Source organism: Yersinia sp. 2540 StPb PI, from assembly GCF_052217165.1.
Lineage (GTDB): Bacteria > Pseudomonadota > Gammaproteobacteria > Enterobacterales > Enterobacteriaceae > Yersinia > Yersinia enterocolitica_E.
The window spans coordinates 2,805,248-2,821,526 of sequence record NZ_JAZGQC010000001.1 but is presented as its reverse complement, the minus strand read 5'-3'; the positions used below and the strand labels follow the sequence as shown (position 1 = coordinate 2,821,526).

Below are 16,279 nucleotides of genomic sequence, written 5' to 3'. Positions count from 1 at the left end.
TATCAGACGTTAGAACCTAACGTAAGCAAAATCTCAATTATTTAGCAAATTTCTCATATCCAAGCCGCCATTGTTACCTTAAACTGAACTTCGTGTTACACATCTGTAAAAGGGATCAAATAATGACACAGACCGTACATTTTCAAGGCAATCCAGTGACTGTTGCAGGTCAACTGCCACAAGCTGGCGATAAAGCAAAAGACTTTACTTTGGTTGCGAAAGATTTATCTGATGTTGCCCTAAGCAGCTTCATTGGCAAACGTAAAGTCCTGAATATCTTCCCAAGTATTGATACCGGCGTTTGTGCGGCATCGGTACGTAAATTCAATCAATTGGCTGGCGAACTTGAGAACACCGTCGTTCTTTGTATCTCCTCTGACCTGCCATTTGCTCAATCACGCTTTTGTGGTGCTGAAGGCCTGAGCAACGTAACGACCTTATCAACGCTGCGTGGCGCCGATTTCAAACAAGCTTATGGTGTGGCCATTACCGAAGGCCCATTGGCTGGTTTGACTGCGCGTGCTGTGGTGGTTCTGGATGGGCAAGATAACGTTATCTACAGCGAACTGGTTAACGAAATCACCACTGAACCAAACTATGATGCCGCGCTGGCAGCACTGAAATAACTGGTTAACTTCGGTTTAACTAAACCGGAGCATTAACTCAAAACGGCTGGCCCATCTGGGTACAGCCGTTTTTTATTACAATCCGTTTTTAATACTATCTGTTTTTAATACAATCCGTTTTTAATACTATCCATTTATAGCAACACATTGCTCTGTTGCTTACTCCTCTTCGCTGTCATCACTGACTGGTCGCTTACTGCTTAAACCATATTCGCGCAACTTGTTGGCAATCGCGGTATGCGAGACGCCAAGGCGCTTGGCCAATTTACGTGTACTGGGATAATTACGGTAAAGACGGGTCAGCACTGAGCGTTCAAAGCGTTTGCTGATGTCATCAAGCGAACCATCAAGCACTTCGTCCCCCAGTACGGCTTCAACTTCAAACTCCGGCAAGATAATGTCCTGGGGCCGCAGTTCGAAACCGTCCAATTGGGTCAGGGCGCGATAAATGGCATTTTTCAACTGCCGCACATTGCCGGGCCAACCATAATTAGTCAGAAAACTGCTCAGTTCAGGAGCCAACTTCGGCCGTGGCACGCCTTGTTCGTCCGAAAAGCGGGCAACGAACAATTCGGTCAGTGGCATGATATCAGCCTGACGCTCACGCAATGGTGGCAAGGTGATAGTCAGCACATTAAGGCGATAATAGAGATCTTCACGAAACTCACCACGCTGAACCAACTCCACCAGGTTCTTTTGCGTGGCGCAAATAACCCGAACATCGACATGCACTTCATGTTCTTCCCCGACACGGCGGAAGGTACCATCGTTTAGGAATCGCAACAGTTTGATTTGCATGCGTGGCGACATTTCGCCGATTTCATCCAGTAGCACCGAGCCACCATTCGCCTGCTCAAAGAAGCCTTTTTTACCTTCGATGGCATTCGGGTAAGCCCCGGCTGCATAGCCGAATAGCTCGCTTTCTACCACATCGTCCGGCATTGAAGCACAATTAAGGCCAAGGAAAGGCATTTTCCCGCGCGGGCTACGCAAGTGACAGGCGTGAGCCAAGAGATCTTTACCGGTACCGGTATCACCAACCAATAGCAAGGGGGCATCCAGCATCGCCAACTTACGGGCTTGCTCAAGCACTTGGCGCATCTTAACGCTGCTGGCAACAATCTGTTTAAATTCAGTATCATCGTTAACGGATAAGATTTGTAACTGTTTACCCATGCGCGCCGTGGATTTTAACATCACCACTGCACCCACTGTTTGGTTCTGCTGATGCTCGTCTTCAAGCTCGATGGGGGTTATCTCCATCAGGTAATCCTGATTGTTGATCAACACCCGTTCGGTATGAGGCGCGGTCTCCCCCCCTTCAAACCAACGAGCAAAGTTATATCCCCCGAGTAGACTGCCGGCAGTTTTGTGGCGAATACGCTCTTCATGAAGGGAGAAAAGCTCACGGGCCGCAGGGTTCGCTAACTCAAGATTACCTCTTAAATCAATGGAGAATACCGGTTCTGGCATCGATTCAAGTAACGCTCGCAGCGAGCGGTGTTCACGTTCTGATGGCATAAAGGAGACGGTTCGAACGTCTGTTACCCCCTCGATACGTCGAATATCCATCATTAAGGCACTGAATACACTGAAATCCAGTTGAGAAAAGTTCAGGTAAATACGCCCTATCGGATCAATTTCGATCCCCCGTAAATCAATGCTGCGTAAAACCAAGAGATCAAGTAACTCTCTGGTGAGACCGAGTCGGTCTTCACAAAAAACTTCCAAGCGCATCAGTATCGACCTTATATAGTGCAGGTGCGGAGTCTCTGCTTATGATAATACCCTGTCCCCCCTTGCTGATGAAGCAGTCTGTCAGCAAAAGTTGACAGGAATCGGGTTTTTGCTGATTTTTTTCCCGACCAATGCTAGCAAGGTAAGATTTTCAGCGCCTGCGCGCCATACATCTAGCGAGTTATTAGTTTTTATAAGAATAATTCAGAATAATATAATGCCTGACTGTATCAGTCCCTTCGTCAAGGTGAGGTGACACTTTGCATTCCATCGGCCAACTGGCTATAGTAGAGGTAGCCATATGACCGAGGAGGTTACATGAGAGCTTATCAGCCTACCCCCACAGCCAAGGCAGGGGCGCTCTGGCGTGAAATTGGTTTGCCGGCCAGTCGTGGCACGGTATTGGTGGATAGCATCAAATTGGGTTTTTCTGTCGATGTCATCGACAGCATCCATCTCTGGGCGTCCATACCTAAATCTGAAGTATTGCGTGCTACCGGTATTCCCAGCCGTAGTCTAACCCGCAGACGCACCCATGATGGCCGTTTTACCCCGGAAGAGAGCGAGCGAATTGCGCGTTTCGTGCGAGTAATGGATGCCGCCGTTGATCTATTTGGTGGTGATAAAGGCAAAGCCATCGTCTGGATGTCGACGCCAATTAAGGGGCTTGGGCATCGCAGCCCTGACTCACTGCTGGAGACCGAAACCGGCGCGCTAGAAATCTGTGATTTAATTGGCCGGCTGGAACACGGTGTATTTTCATAGCGGAGTGCCAGGAAGGATAAAAGTTCTATAGGGAAGATGACATGGATAAGTTCACAATTACTGGCAACCCGACGGGGCAATACTTATGATGCTCTATCGCATTGTGATGCGCCGTTATCTTGCTTCAACCTGGACCGGCTATGGCGCTGAAATCTATGGCGGCCGCTGGAATCATAAAGGCCACGCTGCCATCTATTTAGCCAGTAGTGTGTCACTGGCAATGCTGGAAACACTGGTGCATATTCAAGACAGCTCAACACTCAGTGAGTTTGAATTATTTCAAATTGAGATTGATGATAGCAATATCATGCTGTTACAGCCACAGGATTGGCCCATTGACTGGCGTAACGACCCCGCACCTGCCGCTACGATGGATATCGGCACCGAGTGGTTGGCATCAGAATCATCAATTGGATTACTGGTCCCGTCCACACTGGTGCCATCAGAACACAATATGCTGGTCAACCCACGCCACAAAGATTTTCAGGCCTGTTTGAGTACCGCCAAAACACTCTCCTTCGCCTTCGATCCGCGATTGAAATAGCCAACTGATTACGGTTTAGCTTTGTCTTTTTTCGGCAGCGTATTTTTCAATTGGCTAATCAACTGGCGGCGAAAATCTCCCAGTTTAGGTTTATCACCATCCAGCCACGGTAACGGGCGACATAGCTCCATCGCTTTGATACCCAGTCGGGCGGTCAGTAGCCCCGCCCCGATCCCTTGCGCCGCACGAGCCGATAAACGAGCGGCCAAATCCTGTGACAACCAATCCATACCCACTTCTCGTACCAATTCGGAAGCCCCGGCAAAGGCAATGTTCAGTAACACTAAGCGGAATAACCGAATTCGGCTGAAATATCCCAATTCGATACCATACAGAGCGGCAATACGATTAATCAGACGAATATTACGCCAGGCGATAAAGGCCATATCCACCAACGCCAGAGGACTGACCGCAATCATTAATGCTGATTCAGCAGCGTAGCGGCTAATTTCTGCCCGTGCCTGATTATCCAGTGCTGGCTGTACCAGTTTGGCATATAACTCAACCACTTCTCGATCGTTATGAGTCTCATGCAGTGACGCCTGCCAACGTTGCAGTGCCGGATGCCCTTGCTCCAATCCGGCCTGACGCGCCAGTTTTTCACAAAAGGCGCGCCCTTGCCCGATACCGTGACTCACCAAAAGTTCGCGTGCGACATCGCGCTCTTGTGCCCGCTGGCGTAAACGGTATAGACGCCGCCACTCGGTCAACACCGAACCGACCCCAGCTACCACAATCAGCCCACCGGCAGTCGTTGCCCCCAGTGCTATCCAATCCTGCTGCTGCCAAGCCTGATTAACCCATTGCACTGACTGGGCAATCACGCTGACACCAAAGAGTGCCAGTCCGGCCGTCACCATTTTGCGCCACAGACTGCGTTTGGGTTTCAGCGCAGCATTCACCAACCCTTCCACCCGCCCTTCTTCATCTTCAGCGTCTAGTTCAGGTGCCGCAGGGTAGAAGTTCTGCGCGGTTTGTTGATCAAAAGCCTGTGCTGCTTTTAATACTGGCTCATCAAGAGGCTGCAAAGGCTGTTCAAAATCTATCCGTGGTTTCAACGGCTCACTCATCGCAACTTATCTCCCAATAAGAACTCCATCACTGCATCCAGCCGAATATGGGGCAATGGGCTATCAACATTCACCGCTTGTGGGCGAAATTCATCAAAATGAAAACCCTGTTGCTGCCAGAATGCCGGACCAGGCAAACGCGCCGGGACATCCCCCGGGAATACCGTCAGCGGTACACCATCCAGCAGGCGATGGCCACGCAATGCAGGGATTTTTTGCCCCTGATGTTCGACTATGCCACTTTCTGTCGCCTGTACCGATGCTAGCCCAACACAATCCATACTGATCCCTTCGAAAGCAGCATTTTGCCAGGCTTCCTGCACTAATTGCTGGAGTAACGATACCAGATTCGCGTGTTGATCCGCCGTCACGTGATCCGCTTTAGTCGCCGCAAACATCAGCTTATCGATACACGGCGAGAATAAGCGACGGAATAACGTTCGTTTTCCGTAATGGAAACTCTGCATTAATTGGGTCAGAGCCAGGCGCATATCGTTAAATGCCTGCGGCCCGCTGTTCAAGGGTTGCAAACAATCCACCAGCACAATTTGTCGATCAAATCGGACAAAATGCTCTTTATAAAAACCTTTCACCACCGAGTTGCAGTAATAGCTAAAACGGGTGCGTAACATACCCAAATTGGAATGTTTATCCGCCTGCGCCAGCCGTGATTCACTCAGTTCATTCACTTCCGGCCACGGGAAAAACTGTAGTGCAGGCGCACCAGCCATATCACCAGGCAGGACAAACCGCCCGGGTTGAATGAAATGCAGGCCTTCATTCTTGCAGCGAATAAGATAATCGGTATAAGCCTGTGCAATGGCCGCTAGCTGGTTTTCGTCTGCCGGTGCTAACGGATCACACTGCTGACACAATGTTAGCCAAGGTTTGGCCCACTGTGCGCGATCCCCTTGTAGTAGGCCCGCCATCTGGCGGGACCAGCTTAAATAGTCCTGTTCCAACATAGGCAGGTCCAGTAACCATTCACCGGGATAATCGACAATCTCCAAATAAAGTGTCGATGTCTCTTTAAAGTGGCGCAAAAGCGAATCACCAGAACGAAAGCGCAATGCTAAGCGAATTTCACTGACGCCACGGGTTGGAGTTGGCCAGTTTGGCGGTGTGCCATATAAAGACGCCAATCCTTCATCATAGGTAAAACGTTGAATACCCAAATCACGCTGCGGCACCCGTTTTACACCCAGTAGCCGCTCTTCGCGCACAGCCGAAAACAGCGGCAAACGTGCACCGCTGTGGACATGAAGTAATTGATTCACTAACGAAGTAATAAAGGCAGTTTTCCCGCTGCGGCTCAAGCCGGTTACTGCTAAGCGGAGATGGCGATCCATCCCACGATTAACCAAAGACGTAATCTCATTTTGCAGTCGTTTCATGCTTCTCCTTGGCAAATTGGCCAGCAGCTGCCTGCATTGCGCGTTTTAACATTGGCTCTAGCAGCATCAGCAGCAACCAACGCAGGGGCTTGCGGCTCACACTCTTTACTATCAAGCCAGCCGCACTGGCCGGGCCATAGGCCAATGCAACAGTAAAGATAATTTTAACCAGTGACGTTAATACTACACCTGCACGTGAACGGGCGGGATTATTGTTCATCTTTTGCCCTCCGGCAGGCTATATGGATAGGTAAGTAACATCTATGGGCAACATTCCCGGCTGCAATAATTGGTAACACTACAACTGGCGAAAACGGCTCTGGACACCAAAAGTCTCAGAGGTGACATAGCGCTCTACCTGGCGCAAACGCTGCTCCCCGGCGCCCAACTCAAACTCTAGTTGATCCAGAAGCTGACGAGGCGTTGCTTCATGCTGCCCATTAAAACTGGCTGCGGGGACCGGTTCCAGTATAAAAGTCAGTACGATATAGGCCGCGATAGTGAAAACAAACAAACCAAAGAACAGGGATAACACCACCATCACCCGAATCAATCGTACTGGAATATCAAAATAGTGGGCCAGACCAGCACACACCCCTTTGATCATCCCCTCTTCTGGCACCCGGTACAGTTTTTTGCCACTTAACATATTATTTTTAAAAACATCGCCCATTATGACTGCCTCCAGTTCGGATGTTGCGCATCAAGAATTTCTTCTAATGTTTGAATCCGTTCCCGCATCCGGCGAGCATCATCAGTTAACTGTGATAGGCGCTGCATATCCTGATGACTAAGCTGAGCGCCACTTTGCTGGCGATTGCTGTAATGCAGCCATAACCAAATAGGTGCGACAAACAGCACAAAAATGGTCAGTGGTATGGCAAGAAACAGGATACTCATTCGTTCCCCTTAATCATCTGGCGGGTATCCGCATTTTAATTATGGCAGGCCGCTTTATTGCTTACGGCCCGCTCGATATATTTTCGCCACTAAAGCGATAAAACAGAGCAAAAGATAGGGCTTACGCAAATGGATCAAGACCATTACTCAGCCGAATTCATTTTCGCTTTCAGGGCGGCCAACTGGTTACTGATTTCATCATCTGCTTTCAGTTCAGCAAACTGGCTTTCCAGCGACTTTTGTTTGCCGACCCCCACAGTTTCAGCCTCAGCTTCCATATGGTCAATACGCCGCTCGAATTGCTCAAAACGTGCCATAGCTTCGTCGAGTTTCCCACTATCGAGCTGGCGGCGCACATCGCGAGATGACGCAGCAGCCTGATGGCGCAGGGTCAGCGCCTGTTGTCTGGCGCGGGTTTCAGTTAGCTTACTTTCCAACTCGCTAATTTCATGTTTCATGCGGCTCAGTGTTTCTTCCACTGTAGCCACTTCACGGGTCAGTGTATCAATCAGTGCAATAACTTTTTGTTTTTCAATCAGTGCTGCGCGGGCTAAATCTTCTTTATCTTTACGCAGTGCCAGCTCGGCTTTCTCCTGCCACTCTTGCTGCTGACTTGCGCTGTGATCGATGCGGCGCAACAACTGTTTTTTCTCAGCTAATGCGCGGGCAGATGTTGAACGAATTTCGACGAGTGTATCTTCCATTTCCTGAATCATCAGGCGTACTAATTTTTGTGGATCTTCCGCTTTATCCAGCAATGTATTGATGTTGGCATTCACGATATCGGCAAAGCGTGAAAAAATACCCATAATGTATGTCCTCTTTGACTTAATGGCTTTCTGAAATAGTGGCGTCTGGTTGCATCCATTCGCCTAACTCTTGTGGAATAACTATTATCAAGAGTCGTGCCAACTTTTCATGAGTTTTAATAAGTTGAAAAATAACAAAAAAATATTTTCTGCTTAAATTAAGATAGAATGTAAAGTGAGTGTTTTAACCAACTATTGGCGAATTTCATCATGAGCGAGCAATTAGAAAACCTGTTAGGCGAAGCAAACTCTTTTGTTGAAGTACTGGAGCAAGTTTCCGGGCTGGCAAAGCTGAATAAGCCGGTATTGGTGATTGGTGAGCGAGGTACCGGTAAAGAGCTGATTGCTCATCGGTTGCATTATTTATCAAACCGTTGGCAGGGGCCGTTCATTTCACTTAACTGTGCCGCGTTGAATGAAAACTTACTCGATTCAGAATTGTTTGGTCATGAAGCGGGAGCGTTTACCGGTGCTCAGAAGCGCCATTTAGGGCGTTTTGAACGCGCGGATGGGGGTACGCTCTTTTTGGATGAACTGGCAACAGCCCCCATGCTAGTACAGGAAAAGTTACTGCGCGTGATTGAGTATGGTCATCTGGAGCGCGTTGGCGGCAGTCAGCCACTACAAGTGGATGTACGATTGGTTTGTGCTACTAATGACAATTTGCCCGCGTTAGCGCAGGCGGGCAAGTTCCGCGCCGACCTGCTGGACCGGCTCGCCTTTGATGTGGTGCAACTACCGCCGCTACGTGAACGCCAGCAAGATATCATGTTACTCGCTGAACACTTTGCCATCCAGATGTGCCGAGAGTTAGGTTTACCACTGTTTCCGGGCTTCACCTCTGCGGCAAAAGCGCAATTACTGCAATACCGTTGGCCGGGGAATGTCCGTGAGTTAAAGAATGTGGTTGAGCGCTCAGTCTATCGCCATGGCAGCAGTAGTCAGCCATTGGATAATATTATTATCAATCCTTTTGCTGTGCGGCAAGTCTCTGAAAGCAAAGATCCAGAAGTTGTCGATGATCACCTGGCGGCATTACCTCAATTGCCCCTCGATCTAAAGCAATGGTTACATCACAGTGAACAGCAGATGTTAAAACATGCTTTGGAACAGGCACGATTTAATCAACGTAAAGCCGCCAGTTTACTCGGGCTAACCTACCATCAGTTACGCGGCATGTTAAAGAAACACGCTATTTTGAGTGGCGACAGTGATCAGTAGAAAATACTTCGTTCAGCGCAGAGGATTATCACCTGCTGTTCTGAGCGAAAACTTAATCGACTCCCCCCACCCCCCGCAGATATTTACCTTTAACACAAACATTGACAGGAAGACTAATTAAATATGCGGCTTGCGCAAAACTGGATAATCCTTTCCCTCCATTACCATTAATTTTATCTTCTGCTATGGTTCCATACCAATTATCATCCACTTTAATATTAATCGCGTTAACTGATATATCACCGGGTCGCCACATAATAGTCGCATTATAATTTCTAATTATTTGATTATAAATCATAGTACCGTTATCAGCATCACATTGTGATTTTAAATTCCCAGATTTCGTCGCCAACGCCGAACTACAAAAAAACACAACAAACCCGAAAAAAATTAATTTCATAATACACCTCTATATTTAGTTTTTTATATCAAACCCATCATTAAAAAATCACTATCAGCTTAAACATTCTATTATTTATATAGGTTGAATCTATATCCCACTTAAGGTTTATTGACTCCATATTGCCAAAATACGCCCTGACCATCGGCCGAATTCCAATCCTGGGCATCCAGGTTCGCATAATATTCAAAACTGGAGGCACAATAAAAGCATTATGATAAGGATTCGCACTGGCGCTCGAACGTGTTTGCCGATATAAAGAGTTGGGTATAAATTCATTAGCTATAACTTTGCCCTGACGCAACAGGTATGAAGCTGCTGACATAATTTGTTCTGCTAAAATTCTTCTATGCGCCATCCATTCCGATAAGAACGGTGAATAACGAAAAATACGGTGAAGTTTCTGTTGCATACCACTCGGCCCCAGTCGTAATAAAAAATCCAATGTATAATCTGCGCTATACATATTACTACCACCTCTTATCTGATAAATATAATCCAATACATCTCTGCCCTTTGTCGTTGGTATTTTTTTCAACGCTCGCTCTAAATAATAATAAGTAAACCCTTTATCTGCTGTGATAGAAATAAATGCACTATCCGCTGATGTAATATGGTCACCACGGCAACTGCTGCCACTAAGGTGTTCTAGTACAATATCATTATCACCTAAAGAGTAAAAACCCTGACTGAATATTTCTTGATGGTCGCGGGTATCCACACGCTAAACAACATCCGGCGGCTTAGCCCAACAATTAATATTTATCACACCGAAAATAAATAATAAAATCATTAATTGATATCGGCTCATAACGCCTCCATACTCTATAAGCCCAGTTTGGTTGCTAACATCTTTCAGGTGTGAATATAGCAATTGGCCTATTGATGTTATAGCTCAAAAAATCTGGTCACATAAATGATAAATATAACTTAAAATGAAACGTTTAATCGGGCATCGATACCCATAATATATGAAAGGAAATTAATAGCGGCAGGCAAAAAAAAAAGCCAGCACCCGAGCTGGCTTAAAAAACACTGGAAGCAATGTGAGCAATGTCGTGCTTTCCTGTCTAAAACCAGAAGCTACTGGCCTTATCTCGAAGAGCAAAATGATGATAATGGTTATCAATAGCACTTGCAAACACTTTGTTGAGAATTTTTCTCATTCCCGCACTGATTATGATGGAATTATACTCAATTACAGCATCGAACACCGCCGCTGCCCCCCCATTGCTCTCACTACATCCTCGCGTATAAACAACAATTTGCTGTTTATTCACCTCGATTGCTGCAACAACCAGCAGACAGTGCAGTTGTTTTACTCAATGGATTGGGGCGAGTGTCAGATTACGGTACACTAAGAGTATTGCTTACTTACTGCGAAGCGTTTATGCGTGCTTTACTTATTTGCTTGCTGTCGTTGTCTTGCCTTGCGACATCAGCGCTGGCGCAACCCGCCCCGGCCCCTCAACCTGCTCAACCGCTGCCGGATATCCGCCAACGTGGCTTCGTCTATTGTGTCAGCGGGATACTCAATACCTTTAATCCGCAGATGGCCAGTAGCGGATTGACCATCGATACCCTGGCAGCACAACTTTACGACCGCCTGCTGGACGTTGACCCGTATACCTACCGTTTAATCCCTGAATTAGCTGAAAGTTGGCAAGTGTTGGATAACGGCGCGACGTATCGTTTTCATTTACGTAAAGACGTCCCCTTCCAGACCACCGATTGGTTTACCCCAACCCGGATGATGAACGCAGATGATGTGATATTCAGCTTTCAGCGGGTATTTGACTCACAACACCCCTACCACAATGTCAATGGGGGCGAGTACCCTTACTTCGACAGTTTACAATTTGCCGACGCAGTGCAAAGTGTCAAAAAACTGGATGATTATACGGTTGAATTTAAGCTGAAGGCTCCAGATGCCTCCTTCCTTTGGCATCTGGCTACCCATTATGCACCAGTACTCTCTGCCGAGTACGCCGACGTGTTGACCCAAAAAGGCCGACAAGAGCAGATCGATCGTGAGCCTGTGGGGACCGGTCCCTTCTTGTTGAACGAATATCGCTCCGGGCAATACATTCGTCTGTTCCGTAACAGTGATTATTGGAAAGGTTTACCGCGCATGCCGCAGGTGGTTATCGATCTGGGTGCGGGTGGTACTGGCCGCTTATCCAAACTACTGACCGGCGAGTGTGATGTGTTGGCCTATCCTGCGGCCAGCCAATTATCCATTTTACGAGATGACCCTCGCCTGCGCCTGACACTGCGCCCGGGGATGAACGTAGCTTATTTGGCATTCAATACCCGTAAGCCACCACTCAACGATCAGCGGGTGCGGCAGGCGATCGCATTATCGATTAACAACCAGCGATTAATGCAGTCAATCTATTACGGTACCGCTGAGACCGCGGCGTCTATTTTACCTCGTGCATCATGGGCATACGACAATCAGGCCCAGGTAACCGAATATAATCCAGAAAAAGCTAAAGAGATTCTAAAACAGCTTGGATTGACTAATTTACAACTCAATCTATGGGTGCCGACCGCCTCGCAATCTTATAATCCCAGCCCATTAAAGACGGCGGAACTGATTCAGGCTGATTTGGCTCAGGTGGGGATTACGGTCAATATCGTGCCGGTCGAAGGCCGATTCCAAGAGGCGCGGCTGATGGAGATGAATCACGACCTGACGCTGACGGGGTGGTCGACAGACAGTAATGACCCGGACAGTTTCTTCCGCCCGCTATTAAGCTGTGCGGCAATTCGTTCGCAAACAAACTATGCTCATTGGTGTGATCCGGCGTTTGATGAATTGCTGCAAAAAGCATTACGTTCCCAGCAATTATCCGCGCGTATTGAATATTATCAGCAAGCTCAGCGTATTTTGGAGCAACAATTGCCACTGTTGCCATTAGCATCTTCATTACGGTTACAGGCATACCGTTATGATATTAAAGGTTTGGTATTAAGCCCGTTTGGCAATTCTTCTTTTGCTGGCGTGTTCCGTGAGAGCAATGAGGGCAAAAAACCATGATTATCTTCACCTTACGCCGCTTATTACTATTAGTGATAACGTTGTTTATGTTGTCACTGGTCAGTTTTAGCCTGAGCTACTTTACCCCTCATGCGCCGTTAAATGGCGCATCCTTAATGGATGCTTACCGCTTCTATTTCAGTAGCCTGTTTCAGTGGGACTTCGGGGTTTCTAGCATCAATGGTCAACCTATTAGCGAGCAATTGCGTGAAGCCTTCCCCGCCACTATGGAATTATGTGTGCTGGCCTTTACCCTGGCTCTATTTGTTGGTATTCCGCTGGGGATTATTGCCGGTGTGATGCGCGGGAAATGGGCTGATATCGCCATCAGTTCTGTCGCATTACTTGGTTTCTCAATTCCTGTATTCTGGTTGGCGCTGCTGTTGATGTTGTTCTTTTCACTGCATTTAGGTTGGCTGCCGGTTTCTGGCCGGTTTGACCTGTTATATCAAGTGAAACCGGTCACTGGTTTGGCTCTGGTCGATGCATGGCTATCACCTTCGCCGTATCGCAAAGAGATGATGCTCAGTGCTGTGCAGCATATGATCCTGCCAATCACCGCACTGGCGGTGGCCCCAACGACCGAAGTCATTCGCCTGATGCGCACCAGTACCGATGATGTTATCGGGCAAAACTACATTAAAGCCGCCGCCACTCGCGGCCTATCACGCTTTACCATTATTCGCCGCCATGTGCTGCATAATGCATTGCCGCCCATCATTCCAAAACTGGGGTTACAGTTTTCCACCATGCTGACATTAGCGATGATAACCGAAGTGGTGTTTAACTGGCCGGGATTGGGCCGTTGGTTGATAAACGCCATTCGCCAGCAGGATTACGCCGCCATTTCTGCGGGGGTAATGGTGGTCGGGTCGTTGGTTATCGTCATTAACGTCCTGTCAGATATTCTGGGTGCAATGATGACACCGCTAAAGCATAAGGAATGGTATGCCCTTCGATAATGTCTACCGTGAGAAGAAAATGCCCAGCCCGTTGCTGTATACCTGGCGGCTTTTCTATGGCGATGCCTTGGCAATGGTGGGCTTCTACGGCGTACTCGCCCTCTTGGTGCTTTGTGTGTTGGGCAATACACTGGCACCCTATGCCCTTGACCAACAGTTTTTGGGCTACCAACTGCTCCCGCCTTCCTGGTCGCGCTATGGTAACGTTTCGTTCTTCCTTGGCACTGATGATCTCGGCCGCGATATTTTAAGCCGATTATTGGCGGGAACCGCATCGACTTATGGCTCGGCACTGTTAGTCACACTGGCTGCGGCGCTGTGTGGCGTGATCCTTGGTGTATTTGCCGGTATCACTCACGGCTTTCGCTCCGCTATTCTTAATCATGTGCTGGATACCCTGCTCTCTATTCCGTCGCTGCTGCTGGCCATCATTGTGGTCGCTTTTGTCGGGCCGAGTTTAGAACATGCCATGTTCGCGGTTTGGCTGGCACTGCTACCCCGAATGGTGCGAACCATTTATAGCGCCGTACATGATGAGTTAGATAAAGAGTATGTTATTGCCGCCCGTTTGGACGGGGCTTCCACCCCTCATATTCTGGCTTATGCTATTTTCCCCAATATTGCCGCTGTTTTGGTCACTGAATTTACCCGGGCACTATCAATGGCAATTTTGGATATTGCTGCGTTGGGCTTTTTGGATTTAGGCGCGCAGTTGCCCTCACCGGAATGGGGGGCGATGCTGGGGGACTCACTTGATTTAGTCTATGTCGCCCCGTGGACCGTGATGTTGCCGGGTGGCGCGATTTTAGTCAGCGTACTGCTCGTTAACCTGTTGGGTGACGGTATGCGCCGGGCAATTAATGCGGGGGTGGAATAATGCCGTTACTTGATATTCGTAACCTCACCATTGAATTTATGACCTCTGAAGGGATGGTCAAAGCGGTTGATCGCATCAGTATTACCCTGACTGAGGGTGAAGTCCGTGGCCTGGTGGGTGAATCCGGTTCCGGTAAGAGTTTAATCGCCAAAGCTATCTGTGGGGTCAGTAAAGATAACTGGCGCATTACCGCTGACCGTTTTCGTTTTGACGATATCGATCTGTTGCAATTGACCCCACGCGAACGACGCAAGGTGATCGGCCATAATATCTCGATGATTTTTCAGGAACCGCAATCCTGTCTGGATCCCTCAGAAAATATTGGTCGGCAATTGATACAAGCGATACCGGGCTGGACCTATAAAGGTCGCTGGTGGCAACGTTTTCATTGGCGCAAACGGCGGGCAATTGAGCTGCTGCACCGTGTAGGGATTAAAGATCACACAGATATTATGCGCAGTTATCCCTATGAGCTGACTGAAGGTGAATGCCAAAAGGTGATGATTGCCATTGCACTGGCTAATCAACCTCGGCTGCTTATCGCCGATGAACCCACCAATGCCATGGAACCCACCACTCAGGCACAAATTTTCCGTCTGCTGGCGCGACTTAATCAGAATAACAACACCACTATTTTGCTGATAAGCCATGACTTGCAGATGATGAGTAAATGGGCGAATCGGGTTAACGTGCTGTATTGTGGCCAAACTGTGGAAAGTGCCGTTTGCGAAGACCTGCTGGCCGCGCCCCACCACCCTTATACTCAGGCGCTGATCCGTGCCATGCCCGATTTTGGCCGCTCCCTGCCACATAAAAGTCGCTTAAATACCTTGCCTGGGGCTATTCCATCACTGGAGCATTTGCCCGTTGGTTGTCGCCTTGGGCCTCGCTGCCCTTATGCGCAAAAAACCTGTATTGAAACACCGCGCTTGCGGCTGGTAAAAAACCACGCCTTTGCCTGCCACTTCCCCTTAAATCTGGAGGAGCAATAATGGCAGAGACTCTGCTCGAAGTCCGTAATCTGAGCAAAACCTTCCGCTACCGCACCGGGCTATTTCGTCGTCAGCATGTGGAAGCGGTCAAATCGGTCAGTTTTACTTTACGCGAAGGCCAGACCCTGGCGGTGATTGGTGAGAACGGTTCCGGTAAATCCACCTTGGCAAAAATGCTGTCGGGCATGATTGAACCAACTGATGGTGAATTGCTGATTGACGATCATCGCCTGTCCTACGGTGATTATGCTTACCGCAGCCAACGTATCCGTATGATTTTTCAGGATCCGAGCACCTCACTTAACCCGCGTCAGCGCATCGGCCAGTTGTTGGATGCGCCACTGAAATTGAACACTGATTTAGACGCGGTGGCTCGTGAGCAACGAATCTATCAGACCTTGCGGCAAGTGGGATTACTGCCCGATCACGCTAACTATTATCCGCATATGTTGGCGTCCGGCCAGAAGCAGCGTATCGCACTGGCACGGGCACTTATCCTGCAACCTAAAGTGATTGTTGCCGATGAAGCACTGGCGTCTTTGGATATGTCCATGCGCTCACAGATTATTAATCTGATGCTGGAATTACAGGAAAAACATGGCATATCTTATATTTATGTCACCCAGCACTTAGGCATGATGAAACATATCAGCGATCAGGTGATTGTGATGCATGAAGGGGAAGTGGTGGAGCGTGGTAGCACGGCCGAGGTACTGGCATCCCCGCTGCACGATCTGACTAAGCGGCTGATTTCCAGCCACTTTGGTGAAGCTTTAACCGCCGATGCCTGGCGGCGGGACTCAGGCCATTTCTAAGCGGGTTTTCTGCCCTACCATTTACCGCCACGATGCCCCATTCCGCGCTCACCTCAGCGCGGATTTTTTCCTGCTTCTTTAGTCATTTATTCGCTAACGTAACAACATTTTTGTTATATATAAT

The 16,279-nt window shown here is 48.4% G+C and carries 18 protein-coding genes and 1 pseudogene; 9 read left to right on the top strand and 10 right to left on the bottom strand.

Going from position 1 to position 16,279, the window contains the following annotated elements; translation table 11 throughout:
- Positions 1-122: 122 nt before the first annotated feature.
- Positions 123-626: a thiol peroxidase gene (gene tpx / locus V1956_RS12920; RefSeq protein ID WP_083158775.1), complete on the top strand. Its 504-nt coding sequence runs from the start codon at positions 123-125 to the stop codon at positions 624-626.
- Between the two features lie 159 nt (positions 627-785).
- On the opposite strand, the gene tyrR is transcribed toward tpx, so the two are convergent.
- A complete protein-coding gene (tyrR, locus tag V1956_RS12915; protein ID WP_420072390.1) occupies positions 786-2,363 on the bottom strand; it encodes a transcriptional regulator TyrR in 1,578 nt (525 codons plus the stop codon).
- 318 nt (positions 2,364-2,681) lie between these two features.
- Between tyrR and V1956_RS12910 the strand changes: the two genes are divergently transcribed.
- Positions 2,682-3,128 (top strand): DUF2384 domain-containing protein, encoded by a 447-nt coding sequence (locus V1956_RS12910; protein ID WP_372559090.1) that lies wholly within the window; start codon positions 2,682-2,684, stop codon positions 3,126-3,128.
- 85 nt (positions 3,129-3,213) lie between these two features.
- Positions 3,214-3,672 (top strand): RES family NAD+ phosphorylase, encoded by a 459-nt coding sequence (locus V1956_RS12905; protein WP_372559091.1) that lies wholly within the window; start codon positions 3,214-3,216, stop codon positions 3,670-3,672.
- Positions 3,673-3,680: 8 nt separating this feature from the next.
- Here V1956_RS12905 and V1956_RS12900 read toward each other — a convergent pair whose 3' ends face one another.
- The 6 genes from V1956_RS12900 to pspA all read right to left on the bottom strand — a co-directional run bounded on the left by V1956_RS12900 (position 3,681) and on the right by pspA (position 7,845).
- Positions 3,681-4,742 (bottom strand): TIGR01620 family protein, encoded by a 1,062-nt coding sequence (locus tag V1956_RS12900; protein ID WP_372559092.1) that lies wholly within the window; start codon positions 4,740-4,742, stop codon positions 3,681-3,683.
- On the bottom strand, positions 4,739-6,136 hold the full coding sequence (locus tag V1956_RS12895; RefSeq protein ID WP_083158770.1) for a YcjX family protein: 1,398 nt from the start codon (positions 6,134-6,136) through the stop codon (positions 4,739-4,741). The genes V1956_RS12900 and V1956_RS12895 overlap by 4 nt, the downstream gene beginning before the upstream one ends.
- Positions 6,117-6,356 carry a phage shock protein PspD gene (gene pspD, locus V1956_RS12890; RefSeq protein WP_083158769.1) on the bottom strand — a complete coding sequence of 80 codons (240 nt, stop codon included), beginning with the start codon at positions 6,354-6,356 and terminating at the stop codon, positions 6,117-6,119. Before pspD ends, V1956_RS12895 begins: the two co-directional genes overlap by 20 nt.
- 78 nt (positions 6,357-6,434) lie before the next feature.
- Positions 6,435-6,809, bottom strand: coding sequence for an envelope stress response membrane protein PspC (gene pspC / locus V1956_RS12885; RefSeq protein WP_193784654.1), 375 nt, complete (start codon positions 6,807-6,809; stop codon positions 6,435-6,437).
- The gene (gene pspB / locus V1956_RS12880; protein ID WP_032906081.1) at positions 6,809-7,036 is read right to left on the bottom strand and encodes an envelope stress response membrane protein PspB; all 228 of its coding nucleotides are present in this window, start codon (positions 7,034-7,036) and stop codon (positions 6,809-6,811) included. The genes pspC and pspB overlap by 1 nt, the downstream gene beginning before the upstream one ends.
- Before the next feature lie 143 nt (positions 7,037-7,179).
- Positions 7,180-7,845, bottom strand: coding sequence for a phage shock protein PspA (gene pspA, locus V1956_RS12875; RefSeq protein WP_372559093.1), 666 nt, complete (start codon positions 7,843-7,845; stop codon positions 7,180-7,182).
- A gap of 210 nt (positions 7,846-8,055) precedes the next feature.
- Here pspA and pspF point away from each other — a divergent pair, with 210 nt between their 5' ends.
- The gene (gene pspF, locus V1956_RS12870; RefSeq protein WP_420072273.1) at positions 8,056-9,066 is read left to right on the top strand and encodes a phage shock protein operon transcriptional activator; all 1,011 of its coding nucleotides are present in this window, start codon (positions 8,056-8,058) and stop codon (positions 9,064-9,066) included.
- 52 nt (positions 9,067-9,118) lie between these two features.
- Here the strand turns inward: pspF and ytxB are convergent, their stop codons facing one another.
- From ytxB to V1956_RS12855, 3 genes and pseudogenes are all read right to left on the bottom strand, one after another.
- A complete protein-coding gene (gene ytxB, locus V1956_RS12865; RefSeq protein ID WP_442825191.1) occupies positions 9,119-9,466 on the bottom strand; it encodes a putative AB5 enterotoxin binding subunit YtxB in 348 nt (115 codons plus the stop codon).
- 40 nt (positions 9,467-9,506) lie between these two features.
- Positions 9,507-10,277, bottom strand: a pseudogene (ytxA, locus tag V1956_RS12860) (putative AB5 enterotoxin ADP-ribosylating subunit YtxA).
- Between the two features lie 259 nt (positions 10,278-10,536).
- Positions 10,537-10,746 carry a hypothetical protein gene (locus tag V1956_RS12855; RefSeq protein ID WP_442825190.1) on the bottom strand — a complete coding sequence of 70 codons (210 nt, stop codon included), beginning with the start codon at positions 10,744-10,746 and terminating at the stop codon, positions 10,537-10,539.
- A 110-nt stretch (positions 10,747-10,856) separates the two neighbouring features.
- On the opposite strand from V1956_RS12855, the gene sapA reads away from it, so the two are divergent.
- Genes sapA through sapF form a run of 5 tightly spaced genes read left to right on the top strand, consistent with a single transcriptional unit; the run spans position 10,857 to position 16,155 of the window.
- On the top strand, positions 10,857-12,509 hold the full coding sequence (gene sapA / locus V1956_RS12850) for an ABC transporter substrate-binding protein SapA (RefSeq protein ID WP_372559908.1): 1,653 nt from the start codon (positions 10,857-10,859) through the stop codon (positions 12,507-12,509).
- Positions 12,506-13,471 carry a putrescine export ABC transporter permease SapB gene (gene sapB, locus V1956_RS12845; protein WP_372559096.1) on the top strand — a complete coding sequence of 322 codons (966 nt, stop codon included), beginning with the start codon at positions 12,506-12,508 and terminating at the stop codon, positions 13,469-13,471. The genes sapA and sapB overlap by 4 nt, the downstream gene beginning before the upstream one ends.
- Positions 13,458-14,348: a putrescine export ABC transporter permease SapC gene (gene sapC, locus V1956_RS12840; protein ID WP_372559097.1), complete on the top strand. Its 891-nt coding sequence runs from the start codon at positions 13,458-13,460 to the stop codon at positions 14,346-14,348. Before sapB ends, sapC begins: the two co-directional genes overlap by 14 nt.
- The gene (gene sapD, locus V1956_RS12835) at positions 14,348-15,340 is read left to right on the top strand and encodes a putrescine export ABC transporter ATP-binding protein SapD (protein ID WP_372559098.1); all 993 of its coding nucleotides are present in this window, start codon (positions 14,348-14,350) and stop codon (positions 15,338-15,340) included. The genes sapC and sapD overlap by 1 nt, the downstream gene beginning before the upstream one ends.
- Positions 15,340-16,155: a putrescine export ABC transporter ATP-binding protein SapF gene (gene sapF, locus V1956_RS12830; protein WP_032906086.1), complete on the top strand. Its 816-nt coding sequence runs from the start codon at positions 15,340-15,342 to the stop codon at positions 16,153-16,155. The genes sapD and sapF overlap by 1 nt, the downstream gene beginning before the upstream one ends.
- Positions 16,156-16,279: the final 124 nt, after the last annotated feature.